General features: G+C 30.2%; 19 protein-coding genes and 1 tRNA gene. 7 read left to right on the forward strand and 13 right to left on the reverse strand.

What is annotated here, in order from left to right; translation table 4 throughout:
• Positions 1–41 precede the first annotated feature (41 nt).
• Complete coding sequence (locus MSU_RS04165; protein WP_013610180.1) at positions 42–353, reverse strand: hypothetical protein; 312 nt, start codon at positions 351–353, stop codon at positions 42–44.
• A 139-nt stretch (positions 354–492) separates the two neighbouring features.
• On the opposite strand from MSU_RS04165, the gene MSU_RS04970 reads away from it, so the two are divergent.
• Genes MSU_RS04970 through MSU_RS04175 form a run of 3 tightly spaced genes read left to right on the forward strand, consistent with a single transcriptional unit; the run spans position 493 to position 2,973 of the window.
• A complete protein-coding gene (locus MSU_RS04970; protein ID WP_272941031.1) occupies positions 493–618 on the forward strand; it encodes a hypothetical protein in 126 nt (41 codons plus the stop codon).
• Positions 590–2,620, forward strand: coding sequence for a cysteine peptidase family C39 domain-containing protein (locus MSU_RS04170; protein ID WP_013610181.1), 2,031 nt, complete (start codon positions 590–592; stop codon positions 2,618–2,620). Before MSU_RS04970 ends, MSU_RS04170 begins: the two co-directional genes overlap by 29 nt.
• Positions 2,611–2,973 carry a hypothetical protein gene (locus MSU_RS04175; protein ID WP_013609474.1) on the forward strand — a complete coding sequence of 121 codons (363 nt, stop codon included), beginning with the start codon at positions 2,611–2,613 and terminating at the stop codon, positions 2,971–2,973. The genes MSU_RS04170 and MSU_RS04175 overlap by 10 nt, the downstream gene beginning before the upstream one ends.
• A 2-nt stretch (positions 2,974–2,975) precedes the next feature.
• Here MSU_RS04175 and MSU_RS04180 read toward each other — a convergent pair.
• The 5 genes from MSU_RS04180 to MSU_RS04860 all read right to left on the reverse strand — a co-directional run bounded on the left by MSU_RS04180 (position 2,976) and on the right by MSU_RS04860 (position 5,535).
• Positions 2,976–3,066: transfer RNA gene (locus tag MSU_RS04180), tRNA-Ser, on the reverse strand.
• A gap of 46 nt (positions 3,067–3,112) precedes the next feature.
• Positions 3,113–3,610: a hypothetical protein gene (locus MSU_RS04185; RefSeq protein WP_013610182.1), complete on the reverse strand. Its 498-nt coding sequence runs from the start codon at positions 3,608–3,610 to the stop codon at positions 3,113–3,115.
• A 39-nt stretch (positions 3,611–3,649) separates the two neighbouring features.
• The gene (locus MSU_RS04190; protein ID WP_013609476.1) at positions 3,650–4,678 is read right to left on the reverse strand and encodes a hypothetical protein; all 1,029 of its coding nucleotides are present in this window, start codon (positions 4,676–4,678) and stop codon (positions 3,650–3,652) included.
• A complete protein-coding gene (locus tag MSU_RS04195; protein ID WP_013609477.1) occupies positions 4,678–5,121 on the reverse strand; it encodes a hypothetical protein in 444 nt (147 codons plus the stop codon). Before MSU_RS04195 ends, MSU_RS04190 begins: the two co-directional genes overlap by 1 nt.
• Before the next feature lie 90 nt (positions 5,122–5,211).
• Positions 5,212–5,535 carry a hypothetical protein gene (locus MSU_RS04860; RefSeq protein WP_237696921.1) on the reverse strand — a complete coding sequence of 108 codons (324 nt, stop codon included), beginning with the start codon at positions 5,533–5,535 and terminating at the stop codon, positions 5,212–5,214.
• 157 nt (positions 5,536–5,692) lie between these two features.
• Here MSU_RS04860 and MSU_RS04200 point away from each other — a divergent pair, with 157 nt between their 5' ends.
• Together MSU_RS04200 and MSU_RS04205 are read left to right on the forward strand one after the other, a co-directional pair.
• Positions 5,693–7,144 (forward strand): PTS transporter subunit EIIC, encoded by a 1,452-nt coding sequence (locus tag MSU_RS04200; protein WP_334198811.1) that lies wholly within the window; start codon positions 5,693–5,695, stop codon positions 7,142–7,144.
• 21 nt (positions 7,145–7,165) lie between these two features.
• On the forward strand, positions 7,166–8,215 hold the full coding sequence (locus MSU_RS04205; protein WP_013610184.1) for an HD domain-containing protein: 1,050 nt from the start codon (positions 7,166–7,168) through the stop codon (positions 8,213–8,215).
• Between the two features lie 157 nt (positions 8,216–8,372).
• On the opposite strand, the gene MSU_RS04210 is transcribed toward MSU_RS04205, so the two are convergent.
• The 4 genes from MSU_RS04210 to MSU_RS04870 form a co-directional block, all read right to left on the reverse strand.
• Positions 8,373–8,777 carry a hypothetical protein gene (locus MSU_RS04210; RefSeq protein ID WP_013610185.1) on the reverse strand — a complete coding sequence of 135 codons (405 nt, stop codon included), beginning with the start codon at positions 8,775–8,777 and terminating at the stop codon, positions 8,373–8,375.
• A 10-nt stretch (positions 8,778–8,787) separates the two neighbouring features.
• Positions 8,788–9,198 carry a PQ-loop domain-containing transporter gene (locus MSU_RS04215; RefSeq protein ID WP_013610186.1) on the reverse strand — a complete coding sequence of 137 codons (411 nt, stop codon included), beginning with the start codon at positions 9,196–9,198 and terminating at the stop codon, positions 8,788–8,790.
• Positions 9,199–9,335: 137 nt separating this feature from the next.
• A complete protein-coding gene (locus MSU_RS04865; protein ID WP_052293986.1) occupies positions 9,336–10,670 on the reverse strand; it encodes a hypothetical protein in 1,335 nt (444 codons plus the stop codon).
• The gene (locus MSU_RS04870; protein ID WP_052293987.1) at positions 10,646–11,515 is read right to left on the reverse strand and encodes a hypothetical protein; all 870 of its coding nucleotides are present in this window, start codon (positions 11,513–11,515) and stop codon (positions 10,646–10,648) included. Before MSU_RS04870 ends, MSU_RS04865 begins: the two co-directional genes overlap by 25 nt.
• 64 nt (positions 11,516–11,579) lie before the next feature.
• Between MSU_RS04870 and MSU_RS04225 the strand changes: the two genes are divergently transcribed.
• A complete protein-coding gene (locus MSU_RS04225; RefSeq protein WP_013610187.1) occupies positions 11,580–12,209 on the forward strand; it encodes a hypothetical protein in 630 nt (209 codons plus the stop codon).
• Positions 12,210–12,237: 28 nt separating this feature from the next.
• Positions 12,238–13,086: a TIGR00282 family metallophosphoesterase gene (locus tag MSU_RS04230; protein WP_043885187.1), complete on the forward strand. Its 849-nt coding sequence runs from the start codon at positions 12,238–12,240 to the stop codon at positions 13,084–13,086.
• A 4-nt stretch (positions 13,087–13,090) separates the two neighbouring features.
• On the opposite strand, the gene MSU_RS04235 is transcribed toward MSU_RS04230, so the two are convergent.
• From MSU_RS04235 to rpmE, 3 genes are read right to left on the reverse strand one after another with little or no spacing between them, the layout of a single operon-like run.
• A complete protein-coding gene (locus MSU_RS04235; protein WP_013610189.1) occupies positions 13,091–13,921 on the reverse strand; it encodes a N5-glutamine methyltransferase family protein in 831 nt (276 codons plus the stop codon).
• Positions 13,922–13,937: 16 nt separating this feature from the next.
• Positions 13,938–15,017, reverse strand: a complete 1,080-nt coding sequence (prfA, locus tag MSU_RS04240; RefSeq protein WP_013609487.1) for a peptide chain release factor 1 — start codon at positions 15,015–15,017, stop codon at positions 13,938–13,940.
• A 49-nt stretch (positions 15,018–15,066) separates the two neighbouring features.
• A complete protein-coding gene (gene rpmE / locus MSU_RS04245; RefSeq protein ID WP_013609488.1) occupies positions 15,067–15,294 on the reverse strand; it encodes a 50S ribosomal protein L31 in 228 nt (75 codons plus the stop codon).
• Positions 15,295–15,313 lie beyond the last annotated feature (19 nt).

Raw genomic sequence — 15,313 nt, forward strand, 5'->3', positions numbered from 1 at the left:
TAATAAAAAACCAGCCAAAAGGCTGGAAATACTTAATTAAACTAAGCTAGCTTGTTTTTGTCTGAACAGCAACTGGAAGAACAGTCTGAGCAGCAATTCTTTTCTTCGACAGAACAAGATGTTGAACAACAATCCTTTTTGCTTTCACAACCTTCGCAACAAGATGATGAACATGAGCAATCTGAACAACATTCTTTTTCGTAGCAACTATCACATTCACAACATTCGCGGCGTGAAGAGCAACAAGAAACTTTACAGCTTTGGCGACAACAACAAGAACTACAACAATGTGAAACCATACATCCACAACAGTGGTGGTGGCAAGAATGACAATTGTGGTGACAGTGACTCATTTTTCTTTTCTTTCTTTTCGTAATTAATTATATAAATACTAAAAATTATTTAATTTTTAGTTTTTAAGTTTTTTCCCTCTCGCAGAGGGTTTTAAATACTTTTTTAAGTGTTTAGAAAGTGTTATAAATTCACTAATTAATGTCATTAATCACTCTATTAATTAATGAATTAATAAATGTTTATGAAACATTTTTTAATTTTTTCCAAATTAATAGATTAGAGAATCTATTAGCTTATGAAGGTATATTACCAAGAAAGTGATAATGACTGTGGCATTTCAGTAACTAGATCATTAATAAATCATTTCTTCAAGAAAGAAATAACAAGAACAGAATTATTTAATCAGGTGAATATTTCACCTGATGGTCTTTCTATTTTTGAGCTAGAAGCAATTAATAGAAAGTATGGAATTCATCTAGAAACTTATGAAACAACAATAGAGGAACTATTGAAGTTCAATACTAAGAACTTCTTTATCTTAGTAACTTATAGAGATGGCAGAGAGCACTTTGTTATTTCCAAAAAAGTTCTCAAAAACTTTGTAATTTATGACTCTGCCATCGGAAAAGTAAAGCTAAATGCTAATCAATTAAATCAGATTTTTGCTGGAAAAATCCTACTTATTGAAAAAGTAGAAGACTGAAAGGAAGACAAAAACTTAAAAGCTAATTCACTCAAAGATAAAGAAATCTTTATTTTGAGTTTTCCAAAGCTTTTTGCAAGTATTTCTATGGAATTATTTACTTTCATATTTCTTCTCATAAGTTTTGGAATTAACAAATTCATTTTTGAAGATGTAATCCAGACCAGCTCCTGAAGTAACATAGGAGGAATTATTTTCTGGGCTGGATTACTAATTCTTGTTTGATCTTTAGCTGAATATCTCAAGGAAACCTTTTATCTTAAACACAAGCAATGATACTGCAAAAAGCTGTATCAATTGCTTTTTGAGAAATTAGAGAATAAAAAGAATTTTTTCTTCTCTAAGTTAAGTAAGAATCAATTTTTAATGACTCATCAATATGTAAAGAACTTATCTCTCTTTTATGGTGAAGTAATTAGTCAACTAATTTCTTCTCTATTTATCACTCTTTTCCTTGTTTTTTACCTACTTTCAGTAGGTTACTGAATATCTCTTCTAGTCATTTTGATGGCTCTAGTAAAGTTGGCTAACTTTTACTGAGCCCAAAAACTAGATGGGAAAAGATTACCAGAAGTCTGGAAAAATGATTTAAGTATTCAAAAACTGTTTTTTACCTTAAATCATTTTTTAAAGAATGAGTGAAACTACAACAAGTTTCTCTTTCTAAGTAAATCTCTAAAAGATGAGATTACTCAACATAATCTCATCGAAAGAGAAATAAGTTCTAGCAGAATTGTTATCTCTAAGTTGAATTTTTTTATTACTTATTGCCTCAACATAGCTATTTATGTTGTGGGATGTTATTTCTCTCTACTAGGCAATGGTGTTAGTGTAGCCAACATTATTTTGGCTGGAATAATATTCCATCAACTTAATGGTTCTTTAGATAAGTCAATTTCAGTTGGGCTCAACTGAAATAAATATATTTCTTCTCTAAAGAATTACAAGCAAATAATCTTTAGCGACAATATTCAAGAGGAAAATAAATTAAAAATTTCTCTTCCTAAATTCATTGAATTAAAAAACTTGAACTACCACAATGGTAGAAAAAATATTTTTACAAATCTCAATTTAATTATTTATCCCAATACCTTTCTGTTTGGAGCCTCAGGTATTGGAAAAAGCACACTTTATAAATTGATTTCAGCAAAATTGAATTTCCCAGAAAATTCAATTTTCTTTGACCAAGTTGAAATCTCAGATATTTCTGAGAAGTGTTTCAATAAATTAGTTGTTTATCAAAACAATCAATCTAAATCTGAAGAATTTCAGTGAGAAAAACTATATGACTGTGTGAACTCACAAAAATTAGATTCAATTCTTCAGATAGCTAAAAAACTAGATATACCTGTAGGTAAGAGCGTTAAAGCTCAAAAATTTAGTGATGGTCAGCGACAATTCATAAATCTTTTGAATTTACTGTCACTGACAGAAAAAATTATCTTACTTGACGAAGTAACCTCTCACATTAATAAAGAAATTAAAAAAGAACTTTACGAGCTAGTATTTCCAATACTTACTAGCAGAAACTTCTTAATATGTTGTGAGCATGACTTGAGTCTCAAACAATTCTTTGTAAATCAAGTCAATTTAGATCAATTACTAACTGAACAGTGTTTGTAAAAGAAATATTTTCAATATTTACTTTTTTATCTCTAACTTTTTTCTCTTCTGGATTTGCCATCAAAGTTAAAAAATATGAACATAATCAATTAATTGTTGATCCAGTAGACAAGAAGACAAAAGTCTTCTTGACTGAAAAAAGTTACTACAAATTAAATCCGAAAACTCTTTCGGACTTTAAGTATTTAGTGAAAGGAGATATTCCTATTTCTAAAAATATTTCAGAGATTACTCAAAAGGGTAATCTTTACGAACTTACATTAACTCCTAGTGAAAATCACTTAGGACAAAAAATAGAGTTAATTAAGTATTTTGTGGAATCAAAATCTTTTTGATCCAATTTATTTAGTTAAACTGGCGGAAACTAGGGGATTCGAACCCCTGCGCAGCGATTAGCCGCCTAACATCTTAGCAGGATGCCCCCTTAACCACTTGGGTAAGTCTCCATTCTAATTTTTAATAAAAAATTATTAAGTTTTCTTTAATAATTATTTATTTATTGACAATTACAGAGAAATTGTCATAAAACCAATTTTGAGAATCAAATAGTGTTGATTTAAATTTGACTATTACTCAAATCATGTTTTCATTTATTCACTTATAGAAAATATTTCCTACTAAATCTTTTTGCTCAAATTTAACTTCAGGCTTCAAAAGAGATAATCTTTTGAGAATTTTTGATCTAATAATTTCTTTAGTTTGAGATAAAAGATTATCTCTTTCTAAAGAAGAAGTTAATTTAGAAGTTGTCTTTACTATATTATTTTTCTCTCCTTTTTGGAGAGAAATACTAAATATTCCGTTAAATAACTTTAAAGGTAAAGATCCTTCTAAGAAATTTTTTGATAAGAAACTACTAGAAGTTTTGTTATCTTTAGGAGAAAATATATTCTCATGTGAAATTGTTCCTGATAAGTAACTTATAGATCCTAGAAAAAGAAAAGAGCACAGTATTAGTGCTGTTCTTTTTCTTCATCCAAATAGATACATAAGAAGTTCAAGTTGTATCTATTTAAGTTACTTATAGTTCTATAATTCTTCTTTTATTCATTGTTGACTAAAAGTAGAGTTATCTAACTTAAATCCTTCTGGGTCAAAAGTAATATTCTTTTCTGACTTTCCCTTATTACTTTTGAAAAAGTTAGAAGTTAGATTAACAGAATCTTTTCTGTTAAGTCTCTCTATTTCGAAGTTCAAATCTATTGAACCTCTAGTAAAATCCTTTACTTTTTCTTTCAGATTTTGAAATAAAGTTGGAGTAAATTTATATCTTCAATAATTATTAGAGAAGTTTTCGAGTTGAAAGTCTTCTGACTTCAACTCATGAATATAAATAGGTTTATTTATGTTATTTCCATTAAAGAAAGAAATCTTTCCTGAAAAACTTTCTTTAGGAAGAGACTTTATATCTCCTCTTTTAAGTACATCTTGAATGTAAAAAGAAGGGAGATTAAAAGTTAAATCTTCCGAATTAGTTGAATATACCTTAAGAGGGTAATAGGAATAGAAGGGTTTCTTTCCTGATTGGAAAGTAACCTCTTCTAATATATTTAGATCTTGTTTCTTTTCAGAATTGTTTCTTACATTAATTGAAGAAACATTTTTTCAGTTAAAGAAATTTTTCTTTAACTTATTTCTTATTAATTGTTTATTAAGAGAATTATTAAGTCACCAGAAACTTCTGGGACTTATTATTTTTCCATTTTTAAATAAAGGATTTATTTTTAAATTGATTTGAAAATTAGTAGAAAGAAAATTCTTTATTTTCTGGGAAAAGAAAGAATCTTTTTTGAAGTCAATAATTGCTGTATTTTCAAAAACAGTACATCTTAAATGTGGAGAAGAAGAGTGACAAATATCACTCTTACTTTCCTTAAGAAATAATCTATCTACTTTTTGATTTGGGAAGTTATAAGATACTTCTAAGAAATCATTTGGAAGTACAAAATTACTTTCAAATTTGTACTTTCCATACAAGCTCAGAGATTCATTTTTAGGTGTTAAATTCATAATATAATCTTTTAAGGAAATGAAAGGAGCCGAAGCAGAATTTAACATTATTTAGGTTTCTTAAAGGAAGAAAAAGAAGGGTCAGTTTCAGAGTTATATATTTCCTTTAACTTCTTATGAAAAAGTTCATGATCGAAGAAGGAAAGGAATTTAGCTGAGTAATTTCTCAGACATCTATAAAAAGCTGACTTAGAAAGATACATATCTTTATAACTCATTCTTTTTATAAAGCAATTCTCTAAGAAATCTTTTTCATGCTCTGAGATTTGACTCAGAGCAATTTGTATTTCATTTACATATAGTTCTCAGTATTTAATGAGCTGTTCTGAGAAGAAACTTTCATAATTTAATCTATTTGAGAAAATCCTAGACTTATAGAAGGCAAGGAATGTGTCTTCTATAATTCTTCTATTTTCTCTAATTCGTTCCAATCTAGCTAAATTCTTTTCTTTATCCAACTTTTTTCTTTTTCTCTTAACTTCTTTTTTCACTAAGCTTCTCTCTTTTCTTTAATTAGCTTGTAATCAAAAAATGACATAAATTTTTTGAGTACATGCTTAGACTAGTATCTAGGTAACTCACTAATAGAACTTGAATAGTCAGGAGTTTCAACTCAGTGACTTCAAAAGTAAACTAAAACTCCGACTTTCAGCTATATCGGGAGCATTTATGCTCCCCATAGCAACAATGGCTATTGTTCAGTTTTTCCTTTCTATGGGAGGAACAGTCAGTGGTTTTGGAGCGGATAATACGTGAGGAAAAATTGGTGCTGCTTTCAGATCTTTGGCTATGCCATTACTTCAAGCTTTTCCATTGCTATTGTGCATTTCATTCACAATAGCTTTCAACAAAAAAGAAATAGGAATCTCTATTTGATGCTCTCTTTTAGCTTTCCTAACTTTCACTTATTTTCAGTCAGCTTTTATAAGCCTTAACAGTAATTCTAATACTTGTACCCATGATAGTGGTCAATGTTGCTGTTCCAAAGGGGGATCAGGATGTTGCACGAACGGAAAATGTTGCTGCTTATTGTGTTGCTCTTCTAAAGCAGGATTCACTATATTGTTTGACGGAGCAGGAAGAGATCAATGTGTAAGTTCCCTAACAAGAATGTTTGGGGTACTTACCCTAAATACTTCTATATTTGGTCCAATGCTTATAGGGGGATTCATAATCCCCTATATCATGAAACATTATTCAGAAATAAAGCTACCAACTTACCTAGCTTATTTTGCAGGCAAGAGATTACTTCCTTTAATCTCTTGCCTTTCTGTTATTCCAGTAGCTTTAATTTCTCTAGTATTTTGACCTTGAATAAGTTATGGTATGTCCTGATTAGGAAATATTTTGACCAAAAGTGAAGGAGCTGACTCCTTCTTCTTTGGTCTTTTTGAAAAATTATTAATTCCTTCAGGATTTCACCATATATTTGCATCTCTATTCTGATATAGTCCCCTAGGAGGGGACATATCAATGGCTTTGAGAAATGGTGGAGGTGATAATGGTTGCTTAGTTAAAGATCTATGCTGCAAATCCGGAGAATCTGGTAAATGTTGTGTTTTAGCTAATGATTCAGTATTGGATGCTGGAAAAACATTACTTTATTCTTTATCTCCAGCTTTACATAACTCTTTACCTCTACAAGGTGATGCTCTTATAGGTCTAACTGCAATTTCATTGCCTGGACATAAAATTGAGGGAGCCTCAAAAGAAGTTCTTAAATTTTTGGAAGAAAAACATATCTATGCTGGAAAATTCACTCAAGGGAAGTTTCCGATAATGCAATTTGCTCTTCCGGCAGCAGCTTTAGCTATCTACCTTACACAAAGGAAGAAAGATAAAAATGCTAAGAAAAATCTAATACCAGGAGTTTGCAACTCCCTGATATTAGGTATTACTGAGCCTATAGAGTTTACCTTTATGCATAAATTCCCTAAATTGTTCTATTTATTCCACTCAGGAATGTGTGGAGTCTCATTCCTTTCAATGAGACTATTAAAAGCACACATTCCTACTTCTTTCTCCGGAGGAATAATAGAACTATGAGTTAATGGATTTATGCCTATGCAAAAGGGCACGCAATTCTATTGATGAGCTGTCGTAGGATCAGGACTAGCTTTAGCCTACTTTACAGTTTTCTATATAACTTTCTCCAAATTTGGAGAAAGTGATAGTAAAGTGGATGAAAGTGGTAATGTAGATAAAGAACAAGAAGCTAGTGGTCTACCCCCTAATATCTACTTCTTTAAGAAGGGATTAGGAGGTTGAGATAACGTAGCTAACTATAAGAACTGCGCTTCTAGACTACGTTATGACATAAAAGACAAATCTAAAGTAGATGAAGCCAGCTTAAAGAAAGCTGGCGTAATAGCTATTAAATGGATAGGTACAGGACATGTCCAACTGATAGTTGGACCTAAAGCAGAAGAAATAAATACAAACTTATTGAAATATTCTCAACAGGATTTAAGTGGAAGTAGTACTTCTACTACTCCACAATTAAATCCTTCTTAAGGGAAGACTAAAAATTAGGTAATGTACCTAATTTATATAGGAAATAACAATAAGTTCAGAACTGAAATTATTCCCCATATAGTTTCAAAAAACAATATCTTCAATATCTCTAAAGTTCTTCTGTTATCAGAAGAACAAAATAGAGAATTAGAAGTTAATCTTTGTGAATTAAACCTATATCTCGAGAATATAGGTATGTCAGTAGAATTTCAATCTCTAGATATACCAAAGACTAAAGATTTCTATCTAGATAATAGTTTTTGAGCTAGCATGAACAGAGTGGCAGATAATTTAACTTCTAAATCTGTTTTGCTATTAGAAGTAAACAAATTTAAAGAATTTCAATTGTTTTTGAATAGTGACAATGTAAACATAATAAGTCCTAATTTAAAAGGACTATTTTGCTTAATTCCTAAAAATAAAAATATCAAACTTTTTGATTTATCTAATAAAACTTGAAAAAACAATAAGGTATTATTGCTCAATTCCGAAGATAATTATCTAAGAGATATAAATAAATCTCTTAGAAAATCTTTTAAGGAACAAAACCTTAAAAGATTTAGACATACTATAAGAGTTATAGAAACAGCTAATTTAATAGCTTTTAAATCAAATATTGATTATTTAGAAAGGAACAAGCTACTATTAGCTTGTTCATATCATGATTTCGCTAAGAATTGATCACTTAAGAGACTTTTAAGTTATTCCAAAAAAATTTATCCAACCAAGAGTAAAGAAGAATTATTGAAAGATGCTTGGAACCTTCACGGTCCCGTAGCATCTTTCTACTTAAAAAAACATAAGCTTCTAGTTAATGAAGAAATACTAGAAGCTATTAGTCATCACTCAACCCCCAAAGAGGGGTTGAGTGAATTAGCAAAAATACTTATTATTGCCGATAAGATAGAGCCTTATAAAACCTATAACTTTAAAGGCTCTACTTATCAAAAATTATGAAGTCAATTAAGAATGGGTCAAGTTGAAGAAGTTTTTCAATTTTTCTTGAAAAACTTTAAACCTAAAACTGAGTGAAGACCTGAGATTGTTTCTGAAAAAGATAAGAAAAAATAATTTAATTTTTTATAAAAGTGAGAACCTCGTGAGGAGGTGTATTGTGTGGTGGTGTACCCCCCCTTAAAAATTAAAAAAGCCTACTCTAAATTAGAGAAGTATAAAAAATTTTTTAGTAAATTAATAGGCCGTTTGGCCTATAATTTACCTTACCTAATTAAAACTCTTCTACTTCTATTTGTTGGTCTGTTGGAACACTAGAAGCAAGTTGAAGACAGTATTCTTTCTCAGATAGACCAGCTTCTTCAGCTTTCTTTATATTGCTTTGTTTAATTTTGTAAACAAGATAGTTAGCTGTGAAGGAACAAAAGTTACCTACTAACATGGATCATTTAACCCCTTCTGAAACATCACCTCCACAAAAATCTAAGATGGTTCCGATAATAAATAAAGAAGCTGTTACACAAGAGAAAATTAAGAATTTATTTATTAATCCTGAAGTATCCTTAGAGTCATTAATTCCCTTTCAGTGAAGATAAGAAACTACAAAAAGACAAGTTGCTCCAAAAGCACAAAACACAGTTGCGCTGTGTTTCGTTGCGTCAAGAAAACTTAACATCATAAAGAAATTTTTATAAACTTTCTAAATCAGTGGAAGGATTCATGTTCAAGTAGTTGGTGCAATACTCTAATTCAGATATTCCTAATTCTTTGGCTTTCTTAGAATTTTGATATTTCAATCACACTATCTTTCCGCATGCATAAAGTACGAAGGAGTTTATGTAAATAAAAATTGAATTTGTCACGTGTCCGCTGGTGTTGCTGGTGTTGCATCAAAAAAGAATAGTTCCTATGAAAAAGAAGAAACCAATCATGAAGTGTAAGAGGAAAACTTTCAGAGAAATTGAAGATGTATTTTTACTCTTAACAATTTCTTGAAACTGGGGACCAAAAGAAGCAGTTATTGAAGCTGCGGCAAAGAAATAAAAAGCGCAAGCTACCCCTTTTACACTTTCATTAAGAAAAGGAAGTAAAAGAGACAAAATTTAAATAATTTTAAATAATCAATTTTCTTGATTATTTATTAAATTCAGCAAATTCTTAATAGAAATTTTAAAAAAATTTAAAAAATAATTTTTAAAAAATTAAAAAATTATTAAAAAAATAAATTTTACTTTATTTATTTTTTGAGTTGTTGGTCATTATTACCATTCACAAAAGTTGAAGATCAGTAATTTCCTCAATCCATAGCTTTTTCATATTTTTTCTTTAAACTATTCTCTCCTCCATTTGAATTTTGAGTAGAAGAGGATACGCTGTTTCCTTCTACATTTTGACATCCATTAGATCCTTGACTCTGTGGTGAAGGACTACTTACTTGAGTTCCTACACCATTTCCATTCTTATTTACATCAATTCCAAATTGTTCAACCAACAACTTCACTAAATTATCTAGTAATAAATTAAGGGCTATAGGGGACCTTAGCCCTTCATTTCACAAGTGATAACTACTGTAACTAAATCTTTTATCTTTTGAATTTAATTTTTGCCCATTAGATCCTCCTGAATCTCCATTAGTTACAGTAGTTCCATTTTCACTTAATAATTGTTTTAAGAATCCTATTTTTGGATTATCAGAAGATGAGAGGATATTCCAATCATCTTCTGTAGCTGCCAATATGATGGAATCTGCAGAAGATTTAAATTCTTTTAATCTTTCACCTGAAAGATCAAATTCTCCAAGATTCCATCACCACCCATTGTCATCAATTCCAAATATTTGGTCATTCAACTTAAAAGAATGATTATGAGAGATTTGTTTATTTCCATTCTTTAGAGAACTAGGCAATACTTCTTTTAAGCCTAGTTCTCTATAAATGAATGGATATTTAGATACTGTTTGTATTGTTGAATTTCCAGCTCCCAATTGAGCTGGAGGATAAGAAACAATAGCTAATGTTTTAGATTTATCTCTTTTGTAGCATTTTTTCTCCGGATTAAAAGCTGGATCTACTATTCCTGCAGCTTGCAGGAATTCTCTAATGTTCTTTAATCTATCTTTATATTGTTTAGCTATAGATATTGCATTAGTCAATACATTATCTATAGCTGTCTTTCTCGGATCTCCCGAGAAGTCTTTATTGAATTCTTCTTCTTTGCTTTTAGAAACGCCATGAAGGGAAGTAGCTATTTGAGCTAAATAAACCATCAAATCTTTTTGAGTTCCCTCCGATACAGGACTACTTCCCTTCATAGTTTGGTGTTCTAGTGCTGGATGGTGAACTTTTTGTAAAGCATCTTCTTTGACTGCTGAGGCAAATTTACAAATAGAGTTATTTGCTACTTGTTGAACTTGTGCTACTTGCTCAGCATTTCCTAAGTAATTAATTTTGTAATCACTTTGAGAGCTTTCCTGTTGATCATTAGTGATGAATTTCTTTAATGTTTCTTTTTCTTCATCACTAAATATTGAGTCACCAAACAATTCAGCTATAGCTTTATCAGCTTCTCCCAACTGTTGTTGACCATTAGTTGATTCAGAAAAAGGAATAAAAATTTTTTCTTTTCTGCTGGCAAAATAAAAAGATCACTTATTTTGCCATTAGTTCCATTAGTACTTCCTTCATTACTGTTCAAACTATTTAAGGTTGAACAGAATGAATTTCAGAAATTCATATATTTAGCTGTTCTATATAAGGTATCAGGTTTTAGTTTTGAATAACCCTGATAATACTTATATAGTTGTTCCCCTATCTTTTTGTTTTGATCTTGGGAACTATCTCCTCCATTATTTCCTTGATTAGTTCCAGAAGACTTATCAAGGAAATACTTAAATACTTGTTCATTGAACAATGTATAGGGATCTCTAGCAGCCCTAAAGTTTGTTACTATTAAGTTTTTATGTTTAGGTAATCCTCCAGTTAAGAACAATGTGTCAGCTGAATCATCTAGAACAAATTGTTCTAGAAATAAATAATTAGCTGACTTAGAGGATCACATTTGTTCATTCTTACTTACTAATCCCCCTTCATATAAGTCTTCATTTCAAAGACTTGGACCAAAGTCTTTGATTTGACCAATTAATTGATCCAGTCTTTGCTGGATCTTGTTAGCTAAAGATTTTTTTGTTTCTGATGTATTGCTATCAGAAACAATATATTTCTTTATATTGGTTAAGTAGTCATATAAAGATCTTTGTTTAAATTGATAGGGATAGTAATCAGGTGGTATCTGAAGACTTAAAAGTAGGTCAGCTTGACCATTATAATTAACCATAATTTTGTAGTTAGTATCTAGGTTAGAAAACTTAATCATTGTCAATGATGGAGAAGAAGATGCAGCTAAAGTTAGGAAGATCATCTTCTTCTGAAATAAAAACATTATTTAGTCACTAAATAACTGTTTTTTAATTAGTTAACCTTTCTTGAATTACCTATTTTTTTCTAAAAAATTAGGTTTATTTTCTGGTTATCTAAATTTCTTTAGCTCTATAGGTTGGATTCTCCTAATAATAGCTATGGGCTATTATCACTACTATATAGTGAATAATCCAGCCAATAGCTATTATTATTCTTCTTTACCTAGCAAAAGCTTTTTCTTAAATGCTTTTGAAAATTTGAGACAAAGAACTCCAGTAACATCAGTTCAACCTACACATCAATTTGCTTCCACATTCATTAACTCTAATGGATATGGACAATTTTTCTCTGCAGAAACTATTAAATTATTTAATTCAGAAGTTTACTTCTGAAGTCTAGTTCAACCAGTATTTATTCTTTCTATTATTACTTCTTCCTTAAATTTATTCCTATCTACTATTACTTCTTTCCTTTCCTTTAAAGCTAGATCCTTTAATCACTTAGTATGTAGTGTTGCTAATCTATTTATTCCTATATATGGATTCCTATTAACTCTAAAGATTTATAACAAGATCAATCTATTTAGGAATGAAAATCTTAATAACAGTAGAGTTGTTTCTCCTGGACAGTGAACTAAGTTTAGAACTAAACTCTTCTTATCAAAGATATTCTCAGAAGTAACAATTCCAGCTTAAAAAGTATACTACAGTTAATTCCTTCAGAATACTTTTTATTGGTGATGTTTTCGGTAAGCCCGGAAGAGAAGCTGTTAGGGAATTCTTACCGAAAATCAAGAAAAAGTATTCTATTGACCTAGTAATAGGTAATGTAGAGAATTCAGCTCACTGTAAGGGAGTAACAACAAGAATACTCAGACATATGTCTGAGTGTGGAATAGACTTCTTTACTTTAGGAAATCATTCCTGAAGTAAAACAGATGAATTAGAAGAAATATTTTCTTCTTGAAAAAATATTGTAAGACCACTTAACTTAAGTGATTCTTTTAAGTACTACAACCTAGGAGTGGGTAGTAGATCAATTAGTCATTCTGGTCTAAAGATCAGAATAACTAATTTGCTTGGAACTAGTGTAGCTTTCAAAAATAAGCAAACTAATTGCTTTACAGTATTTGATGATCTCTTAAATCATTTAAGAGAAAAATCTAATGAAAAAGAAATCCACATTGTGGATTTCCATTCAGAAACTACTAGTGAAAAAAATGCTTTTTTGTGAGCCTTTAATGGGCAAGTATCTGCCATTATAGGAACACATACACATATTCCTACCAATGATTGAGTTATTACGCAAGAAGGAACTGCTTATATTTCAGATGTAGGAATGACTGGGCCTTCTTGCGGAATCATTGGAGGAAAAAAAGAAGGTATTATTAGAAAATTTTTTCATCCAGAAGAAAGATTTCAACTAGAAGCTGAAGAAGGACCTATTCAGCTTTGTGCTGTTTTAATGACATTTGATAGAGAAAGTTATCTTCCTCTATCTATAGAGCCAATAATTATCAGAGAAGGATTCTCCTCTGATAATTACTCTCTAGATAACTTTCTAAAGAGTTAGTTCTTTACTTTCTTATTAGGGCTATGGCCCTAAATTTATCTAAATAGTCTCTATATTTACGAATAGTAAAGAGACTATTATCTCTATCTCAAAGTTGTTCATGAAATTCACTACATTCAAAAATAATTAGTTTTCAATAGGAGTTCGTTTTAGCGAACTCCAACATTTTTTGGTAGTGAGATCATCCTTGTAAAGCTCCTTGAAGAGCTCACTTAGGATCTCCTAAGCAAAATTCTTTAGATTCTTTTAATTCTTTCTCACTTAAATAGGGAGGATTAATAGTTATGACATCTCACTCACTATTTTTAGTGAGATACTTAACTCAATCAGTTAAGTAAATTTCAATTTTTGAGTTATCTTTTGAAAGTTCACTATTTTTAGATATATTTTTACAAGCTCTAAAAGAGGAGTCAATGGCGACTCCTCTTTTTATGTAACTATTAAGTTCTTCTAAAACTGATAAAAAGATAACTCCACTTCCAGAACATAAATCTATATACGAGAAGGAATATAGATTTAGTTCTTTAACTCAATCTTTTAGTATTCTTACTAAAAGTTCTGATTCTATTCTGGGAGAAAAAACTCCCTGAAATAGAAATCACTTTTTTTGATTAAAAAAAACACGATTTGTAAGTCTTGTTAATGGATAATCAAGATTTTGAATTCTTGAACATAATTTCTCACTTAACTTACAAGAAAAATCAATAGTGTTTGATTTTTCTGAACTGTACTGAGTTAAATTGAGTACTTTTTCAGACTTTAGGAATATAAATTCAAGAATTCTATTCTTGTATTCTTCAGAAAAATAATTAACTAGCTCCCCAAAGGAGGGCAAGTAATTATTTAGTTGTTTAACTTACTGTTAAACTATTAAGTCAATCTTCTTGCTCTCTGAGAGAGAGCTGATTATGTATTTGCTCAAAGTGTCCTTCCATTACAGAAGTTAAGTTATTAATAGTTAATAGGATTCTGTGATCAGTAATCCTATTTTGAGGATAGTTATATGTTCTTATTTTTTCAGCTCTTTCTCCCTTACCTATTTGTTGCTTCAAATTAGAGAAAAACTCCTCCTTTTGGAGTTTTTTCTCTCTTTCTCAAAGTTTTGTTTTCAGAATCTTAAATGCTATTTCTTTATTTAGCATTTGGGATCTTTCTTGTTGACAAGCAACCATAATATTGGTTGGAATGTGAACTAATCTAACAGCTGACTCTGTTTTATTAACATGTTGTCCGCCAGCTCCGCTGGCTCTATAAACATCTATTCTTATATCGCTAGGATCTAGTTGTATTTCTATTTCATCTGCTTCAGGAAGTACACTGACAGTAATGGTGGAAGTATGTACTCTTCCCTTAGATTCTGTTTCGGGTACTCTCTGAACTCTGTGTACTCCTGATTCATATTTCATCTTGGAATAAACTTTTGACCCTGAAAGGGTAAAAGTTATGAAAGCTAAACCTCTTTCACTTTCTCTAAGGTCTACAACATTTAGTTTTCACTTATTTTCATTGGCATATTTTTTATAGGAATCAAATAAATTGGAGACGAAGATTGCAGCTTCTTCTCCTCCTGCAGCTGAGTGCATTTCTATTACTATATTTTTCCCATCATATTTATTGCTAGGAAAAAGATCAGATTTAAGTTCCTGTTCTAGTTGTTCTATCTTTTTTTCTAGAAGGCGACATTCTTCTTCTAGGAGGGACTTAAATTCTGCATCTTTTCCCTTAGAAATAGATTCTTTGCACTCTTCATAATCAGAAATATATTTCTTATATGAAGAGAACTTTTCAATAAGTTCTCTATTTTTAGATATTTCTTTTTGAAGTGCAATATTTTTGATATTTGCACTATCAGAAAGAAGTTTTTCTTCTAATATCTTCTGTTTTTCAGAAACAGAAGTTAAGAAATCATAAATTTTTTTGTTATAGATCATTTTTTTATGTGTAAAAAACCTTAAAGAGGGATAAACCCTCTAAAAAAGGTTATTTAGAATTTAGTCTTCCTGATGCAAATTTATCTTTTAGTTTTTCTGCAGGACCAAGATTAGATTCAGAAGCTAATTTACCTAGATAGAATGGGTGACATGCAGCACAAATGTCTAGTGGAACTACAGAAGCACTTGTATCTCCACTTAGTAACTTATATGAGGTTCCACAAGAATTACAAGAAAAAGTAATCAATTTTTCTTGTAATTTAGATTTGATAGACATAGTACCGAATTTAATATTA

Source organism: Mycoplasma suis str. Illinois (assembly GCF_000179035.2).
Classification (GTDB): Bacteria; Bacillota_I; Bacilli_A; order Mycoplasmatales; family Mycoplasmoidaceae; genus Eperythrozoon_A; species Eperythrozoon_A suis.